Annotated in this window: 18 protein-coding genes; 4 read left to right on the top strand and 14 right to left on the bottom strand. The window is 41.7% G+C overall.

The genetic code is table 11. The features are described from left to right. Positions 1-151: 151 nt before the first annotated feature. From ACTQ45_RS07365 to ACTQ45_RS07350, 4 genes are all read right to left on the bottom strand, one after another. A complete protein-coding gene (locus tag ACTQ45_RS07365; protein WP_441763358.1) occupies positions 152-538 on the bottom strand; it encodes a hypothetical protein in 387 nt (128 codons plus the stop codon). Positions 539-967: 429 nt separating this feature from the next. Beyond that, positions 968-1,360 carry a 30S ribosomal protein S9 gene (gene rpsI / locus ACTQ45_RS07360; protein ID WP_441752061.1) on the bottom strand — a complete coding sequence of 131 codons (393 nt, stop codon included), beginning with the start codon at positions 1,358-1,360 and terminating at the stop codon, positions 968-970. A gap of 14 nt (positions 1,361-1,374) precedes the next feature. Beyond that, complete coding sequence (gene rplM, locus ACTQ45_RS07355) at positions 1,375-1,818, bottom strand: 50S ribosomal protein L13 (protein WP_441752059.1); 444 nt, start codon at positions 1,816-1,818, stop codon at positions 1,375-1,377. Positions 1,819-2,079: 261 nt separating this feature from the next. Next, positions 2,080-3,423, bottom strand: coding sequence for a CapA family protein (locus ACTQ45_RS07350; protein WP_441763357.1), 1,344 nt, complete (start codon positions 3,421-3,423; stop codon positions 2,080-2,082). A 121-nt stretch (positions 3,424-3,544) separates the two neighbouring features. Here ACTQ45_RS07350 and ACTQ45_RS07345 point away from each other — a divergent pair, with 121 nt between their 5' ends. The 3 genes from ACTQ45_RS07345 (at position 3,545) to ACTQ45_RS07335 (ending at position 6,377) form a co-directional block, all read left to right on the top strand. After that, positions 3,545-4,069 (top strand): transcription repressor NadR, encoded by a 525-nt coding sequence (locus ACTQ45_RS07345; RefSeq protein WP_441763356.1) that lies wholly within the window; start codon positions 3,545-3,547, stop codon positions 4,067-4,069. Positions 4,070-4,297: 228 nt separating this feature from the next. Then, on the top strand, positions 4,298-4,876 hold the full coding sequence (locus ACTQ45_RS07340) for a hypothetical protein (protein ID WP_441752054.1): 579 nt from the start codon (positions 4,298-4,300) through the stop codon (positions 4,874-4,876). 178 nt (positions 4,877-5,054) lie between these two features. Next, positions 5,055-6,377 (top strand): NAD(P)/FAD-dependent oxidoreductase, encoded by a 1,323-nt coding sequence (locus tag ACTQ45_RS07335; protein WP_441763355.1) that lies wholly within the window; start codon positions 5,055-5,057, stop codon positions 6,375-6,377. 736 nt (positions 6,378-7,113) lie between these two features. Here the strand turns inward: ACTQ45_RS07335 and ACTQ45_RS07330 are convergent. The 7 genes from ACTQ45_RS07330 to xylA form a co-directional block, all read right to left on the bottom strand. Further along, positions 7,114-8,772 (bottom strand): LysM peptidoglycan-binding domain-containing protein, encoded by a 1,659-nt coding sequence (locus ACTQ45_RS07330; RefSeq protein WP_441763354.1) that lies wholly within the window; start codon positions 8,770-8,772, stop codon positions 7,114-7,116. Between the two features lie 234 nt (positions 8,773-9,006). Beyond that, on the bottom strand, positions 9,007-10,506 hold the full coding sequence (gene xylB, locus ACTQ45_RS07325; protein ID WP_441763353.1) for a xylulokinase: 1,500 nt from the start codon (positions 10,504-10,506) through the stop codon (positions 9,007-9,009). A gap of 31 nt (positions 10,507-10,537) precedes the next feature. Beyond that, on the bottom strand, positions 10,538-11,377 hold the full coding sequence (locus ACTQ45_RS07320) for a carbohydrate ABC transporter permease (RefSeq protein ID WP_441752047.1): 840 nt from the start codon (positions 11,375-11,377) through the stop codon (positions 10,538-10,540). A gap of 4 nt (positions 11,378-11,381) precedes the next feature. Then, positions 11,382-12,314, bottom strand: a complete 933-nt coding sequence (locus ACTQ45_RS07315) for a carbohydrate ABC transporter permease (protein WP_441752045.1) — start codon at positions 12,312-12,314, stop codon at positions 11,382-11,384. Positions 12,315-12,402: 88 nt separating this feature from the next. Further along, positions 12,403-13,707, bottom strand: a complete 1,305-nt coding sequence (locus tag ACTQ45_RS07310) for an ABC transporter substrate-binding protein (RefSeq protein WP_441763352.1) — start codon at positions 13,705-13,707, stop codon at positions 12,403-12,405. 20 nt (positions 13,708-13,727) lie between these two features. Further along, entirely contained in the window at positions 13,728-15,335 is a 1,608-nt protein-coding gene (locus ACTQ45_RS07305) for a glycoside hydrolase family 43 protein (RefSeq protein WP_441752286.1), read from the bottom strand. Between the two features lie 112 nt (positions 15,336-15,447). Beyond that, positions 15,448-16,755, bottom strand: a complete 1,308-nt coding sequence (xylA, locus tag ACTQ45_RS07300; RefSeq protein WP_441752041.1) for a xylose isomerase — start codon at positions 16,753-16,755, stop codon at positions 15,448-15,450. Positions 16,756-16,913: 158 nt separating this feature from the next. Here xylA and ACTQ45_RS07295 point away from each other — a divergent pair, with 158 nt between their 5' ends. Next, entirely contained in the window at positions 16,914-18,074 is a 1,161-nt protein-coding gene (locus ACTQ45_RS07295; RefSeq protein ID WP_441763351.1) for an ROK family protein, read from the top strand. 682 nt (positions 18,075-18,756) lie between these two features. Here the strand turns inward: ACTQ45_RS07295 and ACTQ45_RS07290 are convergent. Genes ACTQ45_RS07290 through ACTQ45_RS07280 form a run of 3 tightly spaced genes read right to left on the bottom strand, consistent with a single transcriptional unit; the run spans position 18,757 to position 21,534 of the window. Beyond that, positions 18,757-20,037 carry an NAD(P)H-dependent oxidoreductase gene (locus ACTQ45_RS07290; protein WP_441763350.1) on the bottom strand — a complete coding sequence of 427 codons (1,281 nt, stop codon included), beginning with the start codon at positions 20,035-20,037 and terminating at the stop codon, positions 18,757-18,759. A 15-nt stretch (positions 20,038-20,052) separates the two neighbouring features. Then, positions 20,053-20,661, bottom strand: coding sequence for an NADPH-dependent FMN reductase (locus ACTQ45_RS07285; protein ID WP_441752035.1), 609 nt, complete (start codon positions 20,659-20,661; stop codon positions 20,053-20,055). Further along, a complete protein-coding gene (locus ACTQ45_RS07280; protein WP_441752033.1) occupies positions 20,662-21,534 on the bottom strand; it encodes a helix-turn-helix domain-containing protein in 873 nt (290 codons plus the stop codon). Positions 21,535-21,543 lie beyond the last annotated feature (9 nt).

The following is a 21,543-nucleotide window of genomic DNA, read 5'->3' as shown; positions in this document are numbered from 1 at the left end:
TAGTCTTTTGCAAGTAAAGTGTCCAAGAGATACTGTTAATTATTCCACATTCTATTTACCTTTATTCTCTTTTTAATATAGTAGCCCTTTACTTTTTTGCGTATATCTTCTGATTCATTGAACCCACTTAATTTAAGTCTCACAAACGGTATTAGTTTAATAGATGCTCTATATACACTACCCCCTTATCAATCGAAGTCTCAATATATCCAATTATCTGTTCTAAACTAAATACTTTCATTTTTTCGTTTATAGCATCTACTTCATAGTTCATATCTTCTAGAACATACGGAAGTAACTTTTGTATGTTTTCCTTCGGTACTTCCTCAATATCAGGAATACCTGGTGGAATAATCAATGATTTTCTAAACTCTTCTTTATAACCATAGTATGCTAATAATTTTCCGTTCAATAAACTGAAATCATTATAATAGGCTTCTGCTACTGCTTTATCTGACTCGATTCGATTCTTTAGCCAAGGCACATAAAATCCTTGTAACCAAAGATCATCAGCAATTAAGTGCGTATAGTATCCCAATATCTAAGGACTTTCCTTGATAGATTTATACTTAATAAGGAATTCTCGATAATCAATATCTCTCGTGAAATCTAAGTGACTTCCTCTGAAAAAGTGGGATGAATCTTTAGAATTCCCTGCGTCAGGAGCGATTCCTCCTAGTAGAAACATTGTTCTGTCTTTAATCACTAATTTTTCGCAATTCTATCCGTAATGATTAAATGCATTATTCTTGACCCCAAACTACTCTCCCCTTTTAATACAGATTATTATCAATACAATGGTACACTATTTCGATTTAGCATACGATTAATATATACTTTTATAAAAAAAAGACACCTTCCAATAAAGGAAAGTGCCTTGTTTTTGAAAATGATTGGTACTCGATTTCTTCGAAATCTCCGTCCCATAGTGTCTTCGTAAGCGAATAAATTCGCAACGAATCCAATATTAACGTTTTGAGAATTGTGAAGCTTTACGGGCTTTCTTAAGACCTGGTTTTTTACGTTCCACCATACGTGGGTCACGAGTTAATAAACCAGCAGCTTTTAAAGCTGAACGGAAATCAGGATCAACGTTTAATAACGCACGTGCGATACCATGACGGATTGCACCTGATTGACCTGAGAAACCTCCACCGTTAACGTTAACGATCACATCGTATGATCCTAAAGTTTCAGTAGCGTTGAATGGTTGTTTGATTACTTCGTGTAAGTGAGGGAATGGTACGTATTCTTCTAATGTTTTACCATTAATTGTGAATGCGCCTGTTCCTGGCACTAAACGTACACGAGCAGTTGAGTTTTTACGACGACCTGTACCTAAGTATTGAGCTTTAGCCAAAATGATTTCCCTCCTTAAATTAATGAATTAATGTCTAATAATGTTGGTTGTTGAGCAGTATGATCATGCTCAGCTCCACCATAGACATGTAATTTAGTGAATTGTTTGCGACCTAAACGGTTCGCAGGTAACATACCTTTAACAGATAGTTCGATTAAGCGACGTGAATTTTTCTCTCTCATGTCACCAGCTTTAGTAGATTTTAGTCCACCTTGGTAGCCAGAGTAGCGGTAGTATAATTTATCTTCAGCTTTGTTACCTGTTAAGGCAATTTTATCAGCGTTGATTACAATTACGAAATCACCAGTATCGATATGAGGTGTGTAAGTAGGTTTATTTTTGCCACGTAGAATTGAAGCGACAACAGTTGAAAGACGACCCAATGGGATATCTGTCGCATCTAGGATTACCCAGTTACGTTCAACTTCGTTTTTCTTAGCCATATATGTTTGACGCACGTTAATTTCCTCCATTTAAAAATCTAGTTGTTTGACAATACTTTTGAGTTTCCGGGGCTCAACAGTGGGGCAAACAATACCGCTATTTATAATACGTCTAATCCCAAGATTTGTCAACAAGTTCTGAGAACTTTTTATATTAATAATTTATGAGACGCCTCTAAATAAACAGCATGGCCTATTATAGCATTTCCAGCTTCCTTTTCATACCAAAATATGACTCAACTTAGCCCGTTTTTCAAAAAGAAAAACGGGCTAAGTTTAGCGAAAGGTATTGCTGGCTTCCAGTGTCCACTCGGTCTCCAAATGAGAGACAAAGTCGAAAGCCTCTGTCAAAGTGGCCATATGTTCTTCTAAGCTGCTATACCATAGCGCGCCATCCGGGATTGCCATCGACTCATAGTCAGCCATCGGCACAGTTTCGTACTGCTTCTCTCCTTCAATTCCTAACATAAAGATTGGCATAAATTTAGGTTCAGTGACATAGACTTCGCCGTCTTCATTCCGCTTGAAGGTTACTTCAGTGATGCCACCTTGTTTATTATCCAGTTCTCTTTGGCCACTTAAAAAGCTAGCTTGAGAATAAATCGCGAACGTTTCTTGGTCATTGAACCAGGCAACTGGCTGCAAGACATGCGGGTGTCCGCCTAAAATTAACTTAACGCCAGCATCGGCCAAGGCTTGAAAGACGTATAATTGTTCATCATCTGGCATCGTGCCGTATTCTGGACCTAATTGTAGCGTCACGACCACCGCATCGACTTGGGGTTTGAGCCATTCGACTTCGGCTAACATCGTTGGCAGATCAACGAGGCTGATTAAATAGTCTTCACCGGTTGGCACCGGGATGCCGTTTGTACCATAAGAATAGGTCAGAAAGCCGAGTGAAATACCATTAGCTTCAATGATACGCGGCGTTTGGAAATCTTCCAAGCTATCGTAGGATCCGGTATACATCAAGTCGGCGGCTTTTAAATACTTGATTGAGGCATGCGCGCCTTCGCTCAACCAGTCAAGTGTATGGTTACTGCCATTCGATACAATATCAACGCCTATCTTCTTGAGTGCTTCCAAAATACTGGCCGGCGCATTGAATTGAGGATAACCTGAGACCGGCAAGTCTGGATAGGCTGCAATGACTTCTAAGTTAGCGATCGTAACGTCCGCATAGCTCATGTAAGGCGCGATTCTTGCTAACATGGGTAGAAAGTCAAATTGGTCAGAATCCAGGTTAAAATCGATGCTTTCGCCCCCTAGGACGTCTCCGTCTTGAGTGATCAAGCCCTCTTTTTGCAAGTTAGCCAAAGATGCTTGATAAACGGGCGAATCAATGTCGGCTAACCAGCTGACGCGGTCATGGATTAAGACGTCGCCAACTGAGCGCAAGACGAGCTCCCCGTCTGTTCCTTGCCAAGGCGCTTGGGCTTCTCGGGCCGGTAGGCCCATAAGGCTGGGCGGTAGTGTGTCAACGGGTGTTTCTTCTTGAGCTGCTGCGATTGGGAGGTTGCTGGGGTTATTGGTGTGACCCGGGTTTTCTAGGGCCCTATTGTTCCCAAATAAGTGTAGTGACAGGATGAGTATGAGTGTGACTAGTCGTTTGTTCATGCTTTGCCTCCTTTTGATGTATTTATTATACCTTTATCGCTGATTTAATTAAAACATTATATTTTTTTGGGGTGTGTGCATGATATACTAATAGATAGAGTATATATTAGGAGACTGAATTATGAATGGAGATCAGAGGCGAGTCAAGATTTTGACGGTGCTTGAGAATTCGTTGGAAGCTGTGTCAGCTTCACGTTTGGCTGAGCGTTTTGGTGTCAGTCGTCAGGTTATTGTTGGTGATATTGCTTTATTACGTGCGAGTGATCATGATATTGAAGCAACGAGTCGTGGGTATGTGTTGGCGGCTCATGATCAGGTGGTGAATGAGCGGTTTGTCAGTAAGGTAGTGAGTGTGCATGAGCCTGAGTTGTCTGAGACTGAGTTTAATGTGATTGTTCAGCATGGTGGCGAGGTGTTGGATGTTCAAGTGGAGCATCCGGTGTATGGCTTATTGACGGCTCCTTTGAATATCAAGTCCTATGCGGATGTTGAGTTTTATTGTGATCAGATGGCTGAGCATTCGGCACGGGATTTATCTGTGTTGTCTGATGGCGTTCATATCCATACGATTGAGTGTGATTCTGAGGCGCAGTTTGCGGGGATTTTGCGTGCTTTAAGGGCGGCTGGTTTTCTTTTGCGTCATTAGATAGGGGCGTGTTGTTTGATTGATGGTTTGGTGGCGTCTTGGCTGGGCTATGCGCTTGATTGGAAGTGGTGCGATTGCGGGAGTAGATGGTGGGAGGTCGGGTCGGGGCTGGTTTGATTTGCTCCTTTCCACTTGTTTACTCATTTTAGGTCGTCACTATTTACAAGCGTCAAACAAATCGCTATAATTTTGTAAACAAGTTGAATTTTGTGTGAAAGAGGTGTTCTCTTGGTAAAATCTTATTCTAAATCGTCGTCGAGAACTTTACAGTTGACGAGTGCAGCCATTTTGACAGCTGTTGGGATTCTCATTCCTATGGTGATGCCGATTAAAATCGTGATTGGCCCGGCTTCCTATACATTAGGCAGTCATATTCCGATTGTGATGGCGATGTTTTTGTCACCTTTAGTGGCTTTAGCAGTTGCCTTCGGGACAACCCTTGGTTTTCTGATGGCTGGCTTCCCAATTATTATTGTCTTTCGTGCCCTTTCGCATACTCTATTCGCGACGGCGGGAGCCATTTATTTGGAGCGCTCACGCGGTATGTTAGGTAATCTTTGGAAACGTCAGATATTTAGTTTCTTCGTGAATGTGATTCACGGCCTAGCCGAAGTTGGCGTCGTCTATTTCATGACAGCTTTTGGTCAACAGAATCTCGATGGGAATTTCTTGTATACGTTATTCGTTTTAGTCGGTATTGGCACCATTATACACGGCATGGTCGATTTCGAACTGGGCTATCAATTTACACGGATGTTATCGTCTCGCACAAGTTTACATTTTGATAATTACGACCGCAATCAGTAGATCCGGTTTGACAGTGAGCTTTTCACGAAAACTCGTGACTGGTGAGCTTTCTAATCCCCCGATATATTAGTATTTGCGACGGCGCCGCCCAATTGCTGGGCCTGGCGCTTTTCTTTTGTTTCTTTGATAGTTGGTGGGCTATTTTGAGCCCTGATTTTTTAATAGAAAGGGGAGACGCATGTCTACTACTCAGGAATATAATTACGATGTAATCGTCGTTGGAGGCGGCTCGAGCGGCTTGATGGCGGCGATTAACGCAGCTGAACAAGGTGTACGCGTTTTGGTCATCGACAAAAACCCAAAATTAGGCCGCAAGTTGTTGTTATCGGGCGGCGGGCGTTGTAACGTCACCAACCGCACCACGCGCGAGGAATTAATTAAGCATATTCCCGGCAACGGCAAGTTTCTTTATAGTGCATTGAACCAGTTTGACCAGGAGGACATCATCGCCTTCTTCGAAGCGCGCGGAATTGAACTGAAGGAAGAAGATCACGGCCGAATGTTCCCTGTGACCGACTCGGCCCGCACGATACTAGGGACTTTGGTTGATGCTATGAATAAACTGGGTGTGATTGTCCGCCTGAAAGATCCGGTGGATGCGGTGCTTTACGAAGAAGGCCGTGTAATAGGCGTCCTAACGCGAGCGGGTGAAACAATTACCGCCCCTTCGGTGGTCTTGGCTGCAGGTGGTCGGGCTTACCCACGAACTGGCGCTGAGGGCGACGCTTATGCCTGGGCACGTTCAGCTGGTCACACAATCGAACGTTTGTACCCGACGGAAGCCCCTTTATTGTCGAGTGATGATTTCATCGTATCAAAGGCATTGCGCGGCATTTCCTTACGCGATGTGGCGGTCACACTATGGGACACGCAGCTAAAAGGTTCGCCTGCTGAAAACGCCCACACCCTCACCCATGACAAAATAGCTCCTCTAACCGTTCACCAAATGGACATGATTTTTACTCACTTTGGTTATTCTGGTCCGGCAATTCTACGTTGTAGTGGCCATGTGAATCAGTATTTGCACCACACTGGTTTCAAGACGGCTTACTTGAGCATTAACTTTGTGCCTAACGAAACGCGTGACGCGATGAAAGCTGTCGCTGAAGAGATGCGCGAGAAACAATTGATGACGGTTCTGAAACAGTGGATGCCCGAAGCAATGGCGACCCAACTGTTAGTCTCCGCAGAATTAGAGCCAACAACACCATACAAGCAATTGGTGCATGCGGAAGTTGAGCGTCTGTTCGACTTCATCCAAGCCTTCCCTATCACGGCTTACGAGTCCCAACCGATTGAAAAAGGTTTTGTAACGGGAGGGGGCGTGTCTACTAAGGAAGTGAACCCGTCAACAATGGAATCACGTTTAATGACCGGCCTATACTTTTGTGGCGAGTTACTGGATATCAACGGCTATACTGGTGGTTACAATATTACAGCCGCTTTCGTTACCGGTACGATTGCAGGAAGAAACGCCGCATGGTCTAGTTTTGCTGGATAGATCTTTTAATTGGTCCCTCTCGTTTATGCGAGAGGGACCTTGTTTGGTTTGGTGGTGGATAGTGATGGTTGCATTGGTAGGGATGGTTGGGGATGGTGATAATTTGCGGTAGATCAAACGATGGTCAAGACACCCAGGACGACCAGGGGCAAAACTGGTACTCGCCGTCACGGCCAGGGGCAAAACTGGTACTGGCCGCGACGGCCAGGGGCAAAACTGATACTCGACGCTACGCCCAGGGGCAAAACTGATACTCGCCGTCACGACCAGGGGCAAAACTGATACTCGCCGCGACGGCCAGGGGCAAAACTGATACTCGCCGTCACGGCCAGGGACAAAACTGCTACTCGCCGCGACGGCCAGGGGCAAAACTGATACTCGCCGCGACGGCCAGGGGCAAAACTGATACTGGCCGCGACGGCCAGGGGCAAAACTGGTACTGGCCGCGACGCCCCAATACTATCTCTCCAAAAGTGCGAGCGGTGTCGTTCGACAGGTCTCACGACGATTTAAAGAGTCAGTGGTTTTATAAAATCGTCTGGCACGCAGTGACGGACACCTTTATCTTTTAAACAGAAAGCAAGAGGTGTAACAAACAGGCACTTGCTTTCACTTATCCCGGCTTTAACCGTGTTTGCGGGTCATTATTGCTCCCGACTTTTTGGTTAGCCAATTTATGGTAGAAAAAAACAGCGACGTGGTGTGATAACCGCTCGCTGTTTTTTGAAAGGCTTATTTAATTATTAGTCGTTTCTTCTGAAGATTCTTCTGAAGATTCTTCGCTAGATTCAGTTGTTTCTTCTGTTGTTTCTTCATCCTTGTCGCCTGTTGGATCTGATATATAAATTGTGCCGTTAACTAGGATCGCTTCGGCTGGTAATTCGTTCCAGTCGCGGAGGTTTTGAACTGTTACGCTATGTTTTTGCGCAATTTCGTTCAGCGTTTCGCCTGGAGTCACCTCGTAAGAGTTGGCTGTCGGATCTGAAACAATCAGTTCGTCGCCAATTACTAATTCATCGGTTTCTTTCAGGAAGTTCCACTCGCGAATATTCTTAACCGTCGTTTTATATTCTGTTGCTAAAGTGTCCAACGTGTCGCCTTCTGCGAAGACGTGAATGGTCGGCTCGATGTTAGGGTTGGTGATGAATAACTCATCTCCCGTCGCAATCGTTGCATCCGTTAATTCGTTCCATGTCAATAATTGCTCTTCGTCAATAAAGTTTTGACGGGCAATATTGACCGTGTCTTCCCCTTCGCGTACAACGTGAACGCGTGGTAAAATCACTTTTCTAGCATTCGGATTCGTTGCTTCCGATGGTGTCGTTGGTGTCGTTTCCGCTGGGGTTGACGGTTCGTCAGCCGCAACTAGGCGAATTTCTTGACCGATTTGCAGGAAGTTTGTTTCCAGGCCGTTAATCGCCATTAAGTACTCTTCTGTTGTACCATTCCATTGAGCGATATCCCACAGGTTGTCACCTTTTTGAACAACGTAAATATCGTCAGATGTAGGGGCCGTCGGCTCTGTTGGCGCCACTGGTTCAACTGGTTCAACTGGTGTCGTGTCTTCTGTTGGGCCGTAAACTGAAATGCGGTCACCAATTTGTAAGAAGTTCGTCGCTAAGCCGTTCCATGCCATCAACTGTTCTTCTGTCGTACCGTACCATTGAGCGATATCCCACAGGTTATCTCCCGCTACGACTACGTGTACGCCGTCGCTAACTGGTTGATTAGGCGTTGTCGGCTCAGTTGGTGCGTTATCAACGGGACCATAAACTGAAATCAGATCACCAATTTGGAGTAAATTATTTGAAAGACCATTCCAGGCCATCAATTGTTCCTCAGTTGTTCCGTAACGTTGCGCAATATCCCACAGGTTGTCACCCGCGATGACCACGTGTACGCCATCTGTCACCGGTTGGTTAGGTGTCGGTGTAAAGTCAGACTCGTCGCCCGATAGAATAACTTTCTGTCCAATTTGAAGTAAATTTGATGATAAGCCGTTAATTGCCATCAAGTACTCTTCTGTTGTGCCATTTGCGTGCGCGATAGCCCACAGGTTTTCACCTGCTTGGACGATATGTACACCGTCCGTTTGTTCAGGCACTGGGTTCGGAGTTGAGCCGTCTTCGTTAGGCCCTTCTTGTGGTAAGACAATTTCTTGACCAATTTGTAGTAAATTGGTGGATAGCCCATTAATCGACATCAAGTGTTCCTCGGTTGTGCCGTAATCTGCGGCGATGCGGTATAAGTTATCCCCCGCTACGACAGTGTAGATGTCTTTTGCATTGACTGCCAGTGGCGTCACTGTAGTTGCCATCATCCCAACCGTTCCTAAAATCGCGGCCGACTTCGTCATCCATCTATTCGATTTTTTATGTAATTGTTTTATATTCATTTCGATTGCTCCTTCATTTAAGAACCATGTTAATTCAATAGTTAAATCAATTATAACACGATTAGAAGATTGTCAAAAGTTTTTATACTTAATGTCACAAATCGGTAATCTAAAACCAACATTTATCATAAAATATGACTCATCGCATGACGGCTAAAAAAATAACTCTTTGAGCTTCTTAGTCAAAAAAAGCTGTCCGACGTCTTTGACAGTGTCGGACAGCTCATTATTCTGTTAGTCATTCACAATATCAATCAGACCATGCGAAATGTCTTTCGTCGCATCGTAAATTTTACGATATTGTTCGTAAATTTTTTGATATTTCTCTACATTTTCTTTGATTGGTTGTGTAACCAATCCATAATCAACAAAGGCTTTATTACAGTCTAACATTGTATCGTACCAGCCTAGACCAACAGCCGCTAACATCGCAGCTCCCATACCGGGTCCTTCATCCGCGATCAATGTTGTAATGGGTGTGTTAAAGATATCTGCTTGAATTTGTAACCAGTTTGGATTTTTAGATCCACCACCGACTGAAACGATTTTTTCAAAACGTTTATTAGCAACTGTTTCCATCAAGTGTTGTGAGTCCTTCAAGGAGAAAGTAATCCCCTCTAATACTGCACGCGCGAAGTGATCCAGCGTATGCGTCGTATCCATTCCTAAGAAACTACCACGTATTTTGCTATCGGAATAGGGTGTGCGCTCTCCGACAATATATGGTGCAAACAATAACCCCTTAGCTCCTGGCTCAATTTGATCAATGTTAGCTAACAACTCATTAAAGGTTTTGTCTGGCGCAAATGTGTTCTTGAACCAAGTCAAGCTGTGCCCCGCTGCCAAGGTGACACCCATTGAATAATACGCATCATCGGCGTGGTTGAACAAATGTAATTGACCTTGATAATCGACAGAGTCATCGGCTTCATAAGATAAGAAGACGCCTGAAGTCCCAATACTAACCATACCTGTTGTGTTATCCAGGATGCCTGAGCCAACAGCTGCGACAGCATTATCCGCACCACCTGCAAAGACTTGAACGTCTTTATCAAAACCAAATCGTTCTTTCAGCGCTTGGGTGACTGCGCCAACGTTACCATAAGACTCGATTAATGGGGGTAGCACAGTTGTGGCAATTTGATACTCAGCTAAGACTTCTGCTGACCACTCTTTCCCACGCACATCGAGCATTAATGTTCCAGCAGCATCAGAGTAATCCATATGATAGTTACCTGTTAACCAGTATCGTAAGTAATCTTTCGGTAGTAAAATTTGAGCGACCTGCGCCCAAAGCTCTGGTTCATGCTCTTGCACCCATAAAATTTTAGGCAAAGTAAACCCTTCACGCGCAATATTCTGTGTGATGTTTAAGATTTGTTCACCGAAATCAGTATTGATACGGTCACATTCTGCAGAGTTCCGCACGTCATTCCATAGAATAGCATGACGTAAAACTTCGCCAGCGGCATCGACCAACACTAAACCATGCATTTGACCAGAGAAAGAAATCCCTTCTAAGTTCGTTTGAAAATCAGCGACTTCTGCCGATAATTGCTCAAATACTTTCACACAAGCCTCTAACCATTCTTGTGGATTCTGTTCGCTGTAACCTGATTTTAAATGGATTAAAGGATAATCTGCCGAAGCTGACGCAATTACTTTCCCCTTATTATCTACTAACAAGCCCTTTAAAGAGCTTGTGCCTAAATCTAGTCCTAATACATAACTCATAATTTATCCCCTTCTCGCAACTTTACACTTTTTACATTTTCACTCCACCAGCTGTTACTCCACCGATAATACGCTTAGATAAGAATAGGTAAGCGAAGATTAACGGGATAACTGATAAGGATACACCTAGGTATAAACTACCATATTCAGTTGTATACGTATCCGTTGTCAGTAATTGAACGAGCATTGGCAAGGTATATTTGGATCGGTCGTTGATTAAAATTAATGGCATTAAGAAGTTATTCCAAGACTGCACAAAGCTAAAGATTGACATGGTCGCAATCGCTGGCATCATCTGTGGCAGAATAATACTGTGGAAAATCTTCATTTCGCCTGCGCCATCAATACGAGCTGAGTCGACAATTGATGGGTGGTAAATTGTTTCTAAATATTGCTTCATGAAAAACACTGTAGGTGCTGATGCAATCGCTGGAACAATTAATGGAATATAGCTATCCAACAAACCAACAGATGCCATGAAACGGTAGAAACCAATCATGTTCACTTGTGGCGGCAACATGATTAAAAGTAAAACAATCGAGAACAATGTCTTTTTCCCTTTAAAGTCGTAGACAGTAAAACCATACGCTGTTAAACATGAGAAATACATACTTAAAACAGTCGAACCACCTGCAATGGTTAAAGAGTTACGATAACCTTCAAAAATATTAAAGCCACGATCCTTCAGAATATTCCAGTTGGCCATAAAGCTACCACTTGGCACCAGTGACATCCCTTGTTGAATCTGCTCAGCAGTTCGAGTCGAATTGACCATAACAATCCAGAAAGGGATAATACTTAAGATGGTTAATAGCGCAAAGAAAACATAGATTAGTGTTCTTTGCATTTTAATTTTTTTCATTTCATCCATATTATCAATCCTTCTTAGGTTTTCTATCGCGTATCACCATAAAGATGACGATACTTAAGCCAACAGTCATTAGTAATAAGTAAATTGACGAAGCCGCAGCAATACTGATGTTACGTCCGCCTTGGAAAGCTTGCTTGTAAATATACGTCATAACGGTCTCAACGCTTCCGTTAGGTCCACCATTGGTTAATAACAATGGAATATCGAACATTTGTAAACCACCAACTAGCGAGGTAATTAGCACATAAAGTGTAATTGGCTTCAAAAGTGGTAGAGTGATTTTTCTAAAGGATTGCCATGGTGTTGCACCATCGACTTCAGCTGCTTCATATAGTGAGGCATCGATACTTAGTATTCCAGACACTAATACAATCGCTGTTTGTCCATACCACATCCAGAATTGGATGAAAGACACAAGCCCACGTGTAAAGGCAACGTTTCTAAAGAAATCATACGGTGCTTCTAAAACACCTAAATTCATTAAGAGTAAGTTGATCGGTCCTTTAGGATAACTAAATAATGCATAGAAAATTACGGCCACTGAAGCTGCAGTGATAATATTAGGTAGGTAAAAGGCACTCTTGAAAAATGTTTGGCCCTTTAATTTGAGTCGCGCATTGGTAAACCAATAGGCTAAAATCATCGATATGAATAGTTGTGGAATAAAGTTCATTGTCCATAATACTAAAGTGTTTTTGACTGCTTGCAGAAACAAACTGTTTTTCAGTAAGTTTGTATAGTTCATTAAACCAACAAAAGTTCCTTCGGTTTGAAAACCTGCAATATTATAAAACGACAAGTAAATAGTGTTGAGTGTTGGATACAGATTAAATATGACAAAAACTAAAAAGAATGGCGCGATGAAATAATAGCCGAATTTATTCATGTCTTTTATTTTTGCATATTGTTCAGGTTTCTTGCTTGCATTTGCTTCCATAATTGATTGCTCCTTTAAAAACTCCTTTAATAAAAAAACAGAAGAATAATAGTTCCCTATTATTCTTCTATAATTGTCTACTTAGCGATTACTCAATGATGAGATTTGGGAATGAGTTTTGAACTTGTGCTTTGAAATTGCTGATTGCAGTTTCTTTATCTACTTCACCTTTTGAGTAAGGAGTTAATGCGTGATCAACAAATAATACGTTAAGTGCTTGGTCGTATTCTGTAATGATGTCGCCATTGATGTTGCCTACTAAGTCAGCAAATGCTGCATAATGATTTTGTCCACCTAAGAATTCATCACTATACTCACCTTTGATTTCTTCAACAACGTTGACGTCAGATACAATATCCCCCGTATCTAAAGCCCATTGTGTTAAGAATTCAGGATCCGTTGTAATGTAAGTTAATAAGTCTGATGCTTCTGGTAGCATATCTGAGTTACCCATTGCACCTAACCATGTCCCCCCTCTAAAATAAGCACTTGGTCCTTCAACCATACGCCAGTCACCTTTTGTTGCTTCGCCACCGTTAGGTTTTAACCAGAAGTGTAAGCCCCATGATGGTAAGCTGTAACCAAAGATTTCATCTTGTGACATGCCACCGAAGTATGCTTCTGACTCTGGCGGAGCATCTAACATTAAACCTTCTTCGTTCATTAATAAAGCCGTATCTAATAACTCATCCATTTTTGGATCAATCACTAATGAGCCATCTACAACCCACCCTTGCTCACGCGTGCCTAAGTAAGCAAAACGTAAGTCATCGATTCCTGAGATCATGTATACTTCGCCGTTTGAAGCTTCTTTAATTTCACGAGCAGTTTCGATAAAACCTTCCCAGTCTGACATTTTGGCTTGCATTTCTTCTGGGTCAGTAATTCCTAGTAAGTCCTCAGCAATACTTGCACGGTAGAAGAAAGCTCCTGGTGCTGCTTGAAATGAGTTCGCATAATAAACGCCATCTCCACTTGTTCCGATTCCTTTAACATAGTCTAACGTATTTTCAGAACCAGCCGTTACATTCTCAAACTGAGATAAGTCTGCCATTAAACCTGATTCAACATACTTTTTAACGAAGTTCTGTTCTAATAAAATCACGTCAGGTGCGGCATCTGTCCCAACAATTGGATCCAGTTTCGCTTCGAATTCTGCCGTAGGAATGTTAACAATTTCAATTGTATAGTCTAAATCTGGATGATTAACCATGTAGTAATCTTCAATCATCGTATTGATTTCGTTCGTAAATGACCAAATTTCTAAAACGCGGTCACCAGATCCATACGTTTCGGTTTCTTCTTCTTGTGCATTAACCATTGGCCCACCCACACTGCTAAGTACTAAAGATCCAAGCAAAACATTTGTAAGTAAAGATTTAAGTCTCTTCATTTTTTCTTACTCCTCATTTTTTAGTTTTCTTCTTCGTAACGGAAATAATCAAAATCTGCAATCATTTTTCTCCCTGAAGTATCAATAGCATTTACGCCGATAAACGCGCCCGTGAAAAAGCCTCCTTCCTTCTGTTTGATGTACTCATCTGACAATTTACGCGAATCAAAGGTCACATCAATCTTCACCCATTCCTCGCCATCAAGAGAATAACTATAGTAGTATTCAGCTTGATCCACATTAATCCTAAAGTAAACGTATTCATTTTCATCTGGTACAACAATCGCTTCAGTAATCGGACGCGATAGTTCACGGTGATCACAAGCTAATAGGTCAATCACGCGACCTAATTCTGGGTCCCAAGTTAAATGGATGCTCGTCCAGTTATTTGTATTATAGAAAGCAACAAGACCAGCTTGTTGTTGATACGTTACTGGATTTGCGGATACTTTAGTTTCTGCTTCAAAGTTAAGTGCTTGCCAACGTCTTGCAACTAATGACTGTTGGAAAAGGTTATGGAAGCTTCCGCCACCATATAATCTTAAATGTCCTGGTTTTTCAGTTAAACTTCCCATCGTGTCATCAAACGGAATTCTTAATGTATTCCATTGGTGATTTAAGCTGGTTTCATCAAACTCATCCACAATCGGAAAATCTGCTGGCCAAGGAACTTCTTCTAAGTCAGGCATTTCAACTTCATCTTTCGGGAAGTTTCCGCCAACGATATAAGGCCAATCCTCTTTCCATTCAACTTTTTGAATCGCTGTTTCGCGTCCTAAAGGACTGTAACCACGATCTTCTAGAATACTGGCTGTTTCGTTTTCTAATGGACGTGACGTTAAATGGACGAAATACCATTCACCATTTTGTGTTTCAACAAATGACCCATGTCCAGCTCTTTGTAATCTAATTTCTGGATGTAAGAAAGATGAAATTAAAGGATTTTCCGGATGGACTTCGTAAGGGCCATCGATAGTCTTCGAACGAGCTACTGTTTGCTGGTGAGTAAATACTGTTCCACCCTCAGCCGTAATTAAATAGTAGTAGCCATCTTTCTTATATAAATGAGGCGCTTCAACCAATTTAACATTCGTTCCTTTAAAAATATTCTTGATTTCGCCCACTAAGGTTTCTTGTTCAGGATCATATTCTTGTAAGGCAATGCCTTCGAAATTGTGATAGCCCACACGGTGATCCCAAATCATGTTAACGAACCATTTACGGCCATCTTCATCATGGAATAGTGAAGGGTCAAAACCTGATTGGTTCATCACAACTGGCTTAGTCCACTCGCCATCTATCGTTTCACACGTTGTTAAGTAGTTCGTGACATCTTTATATGGACCATCAACCACTTTGACATCTGAGTAAATTAACCAGAATTTACCATCTGCATAAGATAATTGTGGCGCCCACACACCCCCACTGTTCGGATTACCTTTCATATCCAGTAATTCTACTCTGTTTAAAGGACGTGATATTTGACGCCAGTTCTTTAAATCTCTTGAGTGATGGATGACAACCCCTGGGAACCAATCAAACGTTGATACAGCAATATAGTAGTCGTCTCCAACACGCAAGATACTAGGATCTGGATGAAAGCCTTTCAGAATAGGGTTTTGGATCATCATTAATTATTTCCTCCGTTCATCTTCTTTATTTAATTGGATGCGCGTTGACAAAGCTCTAAGTTTAAACACAACGTAAAGCTTTGTAACGTCACCCTCTAACTATTTAATTTTAAACTAAGTAATCATTTAAGACTGATTTAACATACTCTAAACGGTTGGATTTGTTTACAATCTCTTGGTTTTTAAAAGCGTACTCAGATAATGATTCTAAGTCTTCTTTACCGGCAACGATACTTGCTCCGATACCTTCAGAGTAGCTTGCATAACGCTCTTCTAAAATGTCTTCAAAGAATTTATCTTCTTTTAATTTAGCGGCGCCTTTCAAGCCTCGAGCAAAGGTATCCATACCTGCGATATGTGCTAATACTAAGTCATCCATTTCGAATGATGTCCGACGTACCTTCGCATCAAAATTGATGCCACCTGGTGCAATCCCGCCATTTTCTAAGACTTCGTACATGGCTAACGTGATATCTAATACGTTTGTTGGGAACTCGTCCGTATCCCAGCCTAACATTGTTTCCGCATGGTTAGCATCTAAAGATCCTAAGGCATTATGTTCACGTGCGACACGAATTTCATGCTCAAAGGTATGACCCGCTAGTGTCGCGTGGTTACCTTCTAAGTTTAATTTAAAGTCATTTTCTAAACCGTGACGGTATAAGAATGCCATTGACGTTGCCGCATCAAAATCGTATTGGTGAGTCATTGGCTCTTTTGGTTTTGGTTCAATTAAGAATTGAACTTTATGATCAATCTTGTTTGTGTAAGCAATCGCCATTTTGAATAGACGTGCAATATTATCTTGTTCTAAGCCCATGTTAGTGTTTAATAATGACTCATAACCTTCACGGCCTCCCCAGAAGACATAGTTTTGTCCACCAAGTTTTTTACTCAAATCTAAACCTTTTTTAACTTGTGCGGCTGCGTAAGCAAACACATCTGCATTGTTTGAAGAAGCAGCACCGTTCACAAAACGTGGGTGAGTGAACATATTAGCTGTGTTCCATAATAATTTAATGCCTGTTTCTTTCATTTTCACTTGCATTAAGTCCGTAATTTCATCTAAGTTTTCAAAGAATTCTTCTAATGAGTCACCTGTAGGTGCAATATCCACATCGTGGAAACAGAAGTATTCAACATCTAATTTCACTAATAATTCGAAGAAGGCATCCACACGTTTGCGCGCAGTTTCCATTGGATCATCTGATAACCAGTCACGTTGATTAGTGGCTGCACCAAATGGATCCGAACCATCTTGTGTCATTGTGTGCCAATAAGCCATCGCAAAGCGTAAGTGCTCTTTCATCGATTTGCCTAACACAACTTCTTCTGCATTATAATGACGAAACGCGAATGGATTCTTAGTCGTTGTGCCTTCGTATTTGATTTTCTCTACATTTTTAAAATAACTCATTTAATAGCCCCCTAAAATTTTTAATCGGTTTGTCAACTTTATTAACTAACTACATGATAACGTTATCATTTCGGTTTGTCAATACTTTTTACAAACTGATTGCTATTCTTTTAAAAATGTTTTATGCTAACAACATGAAGAAAGAGCGGGTGTAGTTTATGGAGATGACAAACTTAAGTAATCGCGATGTTAACGAGATAAAATTATTAGGTTCGATCATTGAACATCAACCAATTTCGCGAGCAAATTTAGCAAAATTAAATGAGTTAAATAAAACCACTACTTCTGCTGTGGTTAACAATTTAATAGAAGAACAATTAGTTTATGAATCAGGTGTCGGCTCATCAACGCTTACTGGCGGTCGTAAACCGATTCTCTTGGAATTTAACCCTAAAACAGCGGTTGCCATTTCAATCGAACTTGGTCAGAATTATATTCAATCTTGTTTGGCTTATTTAAATGGCGAGATAATCCACTATCAGGAAGAAAAAACGGCTTTAATTGAAAGTGATACTATAGTAGATACTTTAAAAGGTCTCATCAATCAACATTTGGGCCATCTGCCTGAAACGCCCAATGGCTTAGTTGGAATTACAGTCGGAATTCACGGAGTGACGTTAAATAATCAGATCACATTTTCCCCCTTCTATGATTTCACTGAGCTTGATATTCACGGCTGTCTACAGTCAACTTACCAATGTCCGGTCTACTTAGAGAATGAGGCGAACTTATCGGCAATTGGTGAATATACTTTTGTGACTGATCAAGATCGGATTATTAATGTCAACATTAAAAGTGGGATTGGTGCTGGTGTGATTCAGTTCGGAAAATTAATGACTGGTACGCATGGTCGCTTTGGAGAAATTGGCCATACGATTCTATTTCCAGGTGGTCGTCCGTGTCCTTGTGGCAATCTCGGCTGCCTCGAGCGTTATGCATCTTCGAAAGCTTTGTTTCGAAGTATCAAAGAAAGAATGGACATTGATTTTATTGAAGTGGATGAGCTGATTAAGTTGTGGCATCAAGGTGATCCGATTATTACCGAGGAAGTCACTCAAGTCATCGACTATTTAAGTGTCGGCATCAATAATTTAATTTCATCTTATGATCCGGATGAAGTGATTATTAACGGAATGATTTTCAACCGCATTCCAGCTTTGTTGGACTCATTGACGGTCAAACTTAATCGTCGAATTGCACAAGATACCAAACTATCCGTCAGTCGTTTGACGGATATGGCGACTATCTACGGTGGGATTGCGGTTGTTGGTTCACGTTATTTAAATATTGAGGATTTGAAGTTACAGGGTGACCATTAGATTCTGGGGCTGGTTCTTGGCGCTGAGGCTTGGGCTTGTTTTGGAGCTGGGTCTCGGTAATCCGGGGTGTTTGGGACTTCGAGGTGTTGCTGGATTTAGCTAGGCTCTGTGAAACAGAACAGTTAAGGAATCATGAGCAGTTGTGAATTCTGACTTAGTCTGTCAGGCAGGCTAAGTCAACTTTCTAAGCTTGATCCATGCCGCGAAGAAGCATGGCCTCTCGCCGATGGTCTGATGATACCGGCTAGTGAGGCTCGACCTCTAGCCGGTGTTTTGATAATAACGGCTAGTGAGGCTCGGTTAGATAGGGACTTTTCTTATAAGTAACAGGTAGTGTTGTCTCCCTTTGGTCAACAACGATTATATTAGAGCAGTGAGACCATATAGTCGTACCGGCGTTCTAACCGGCTCACCTTACGGTTCTCTTAATACTCGTAACACATCAGCCTTCTAAAAGCTTATTGATTGCTCTGGCAGTCTCAATAACAATCTACCGACATGCTAGTCGTTTTTCGGAGATCAGCTCACATCAATCCCATTCCAATCAAGAAAATCAAAAGCAATCATATTCTCTGATCACTGTGAACACACATGAAAAAGCGCCCACTCTCCAAAAGGAGGTTGGGCGCTTTTTCTACTTAATTTATTTCGCGGAAGCTAAATATAATCGATCGACTGAACATTATTCTGAAACACTGGCGCTTGAAACAGCATCCGCGTTTTGTTTAGCTTCGACAGCTGTGACCGTTGCTGGTGCCGCTGGTTCGTCGTGGACTGAAGCACTTGATGTTGCGTCTGGAGCGGCTGCTGCTTGAGATGCACCTGAAACTGCATCAGCTTTTTTACCGCCAACTAATTCTTGACCAGTTTGTTTCAAGTACCATTCGATAGTTGGTTTCAAGTCCATGATGTATTCGTTGATTCCCATGTAGTTGCCGTCAGCGTCTCGCATTGCTTGGTAGTTGTGAACAACATATTTGTCTGGACCATGTGTTGGTACGTGAACTTGTACGATGTCTTGTTTACCTGAACGTAATTGGCTGATTACCCAAGAAACGTTTTTAAATGTTCTTGGTGGATGGCATTTCGCTAGCGGGTTACCAACTTGTCCTGGTACACGTTTTGCTAACATTTCGTCTGAATCTTTATGACGATTGTAGTATAAGAATTGGTTGTTGTAGTCTGCGAATGTTAATTCCATTGGCATTGAGTTTAAGAAGTAGTTTAATTGATCAACTGTTAAAAGACCACGGTCTAATTTAACGTAGGTGCTACCTTCTGCTGCGCCAACTTGTTCAGCTGCTAATTCTAACCAATTGTCTGCTTGCATATCGATACCATCAACGGTTGTATCAATCGTTCCTGTTGCCCATAAATCTTCCACTGGTGCTGCCTCCTTAGGTATTGCGGGTTTTTCTAAGACTGAAACTACTTCAATAAAGCGTGTAAATTTGTCTAAACATAAGCCTAAGAAACCTTGGGTCCCTTGATCTTTTAAGTTACCTTCGTCGTCAAAGGCTTCTTTAACGTTACCTAATAAGAATTCGTTACCAGGTAAAACAATCGCGTTAACGCCTGGCGAATCCAGGATTTGGCGTAAGTCTAATTGTGCACGTGACGAACCTTGTTTAAAGTAAGAAGCACCAATGATCATAACCGGCTTATTTTCGAACGGATGTATTTTGAAAGAAAGCCATTCGATAACGCTTTTCAATGCTGCGGGAATTGTATGGTTGTGTTCTGGTGTCGCGATAATCACACCGTCGGCTGCTTTGATTTTAGCGGCTAAATCTTGAATCACAGGTGTATTTGTTTGGTCATCTGATTGGTTAAATAATGGCACATCTTTAATTTCGACTACCTCTAATTCAAACTTATCATTAAATTGCTTCGCGATATATTGTAATAATGTGCGGTTATAAGATTGTTCAGCGTTTGATCCTACTAGTCCTACTAATTTCATATGTGGTCGCTCCCTCTATTTATTGTCCCAAGAAAAGTTTTCAGCGTGTGCTTTATTAGCAGCATGTGCGTGGTTTAATTGCTTCATGATCTCGATAAATTGTAGGAAATCTGCGAATAAACCTTCAAGTAATTCAACGTTTTCAGCGTCAACTAAGTTGCCATTGGCGTCGAAAGCTTGTAAAGAATGGCTTAACAAGAATTCTGAACTTGGCATAATGCGTGCTTTTAATTCAGGTGAATCGAGCATTTGGCGTAAATGTTGTTGCGCACGAGACGAACCTAAAGTGCCGTATGAAGCACCTGTGATCATGACTGGTTTGTCGACGAAAGGTACCACGCCATATGATAACCAATTTAATGCGCTGATTAAAGCCGCTGGAGCTGAGTGGTCATATTCAGGAGTACTGATGATGACACCATCGGCAGCTTCAATTTTTTCTGCCAAGTCGCGCACACTTTGCGGTAAGACTTTATCGGCTGGTTTGTCGAACAGTGGCAAGTCTTTGATTTCCACCACTTCGATTTCTGCTTGAGTTGAAAAATGTGATGCCATGTATTGTAATAAGTTGCGGTTCGTTGATTTATCTGAGTTTGTTCCCACAAGTGCGATTAAATGTACCATTTATAATTCCTCCTGTTTAACTGTTTTTTCCATTTTCTTCAATTCGGTTAAAGCGACTGTATTGCGATTAATTTTCGAGTATGCTCTGGCATCGTAAATTAATTCAAGAATCTGACTGCGCTCTGCCTGCTGCTTGATCGCATTCTTGGCCAATTGAATCGCGGCCCGCGCTAAGTAATATGTCACGTGATTATCAGAACAAATGTTAATCGCGAAATGACAGAGTGCGTCACTTATCTCGATTTCATTGACTTCTGAGTAAAAGACAGAAGATTGGAAGACTACGTGTAAGACACGCCAAGTATCTTCGATTGTCTGGTGTGGATAGTTGTAAATTCGTTCCATAACTTTATGGAAGTAAAATTCTGCCTTATCTTGATCGTCCTCGCCCATATAAATCATGCCAATGCCCGTGTAAGCGAGCATGTGAAAAATTTCCGATTGCTCAGTCAAGGGCGCCGTAATAATTTGATCGAAAACGAACATGATATCCATCGTCGGCGCCTGATTATACATAAGTAGAAAGCCCTCAAGATAGTGATAGCGTAATTTCAATAATTGATCTTTTTCTAGCGCATGCACGTCCAATGTCTTCAGCAGCTGACTCGCTTGCTCGAATTCACTCGTGATTAGCCAAAACTCTATTTGGTTCATTTTTTCAATAGCTTCTGGATTCTTGACGCCAATTTTTGGAAACAAATCGCCTAGCGACAAGTTCAATCGATTGCAAAGCTTCATCAGAATTTTCAGATTAGGTACCTGGCCATTATTCTCAAAGCGACTCAAGGTGGCCTGCGTACAAATGCCTTCACAAAGCTCACTTTGGGCCAAACCCAGTTGCTTTCGCGCCTCTATAAAACGGTCAATATTCACCTTGCTCCC

Origin of the sequence: Fundicoccus sp. Sow4_D5, assembly GCF_052116365.1 — a bacterium.
GTDB lineage: Bacteria > Bacillota > Bacilli > Lactobacillales > Aerococcaceae > Fundicoccus.
Note: the sequence above shows the minus strand (reverse complement) of the source record. Positions and strands in the feature narration are given on the sequence as shown.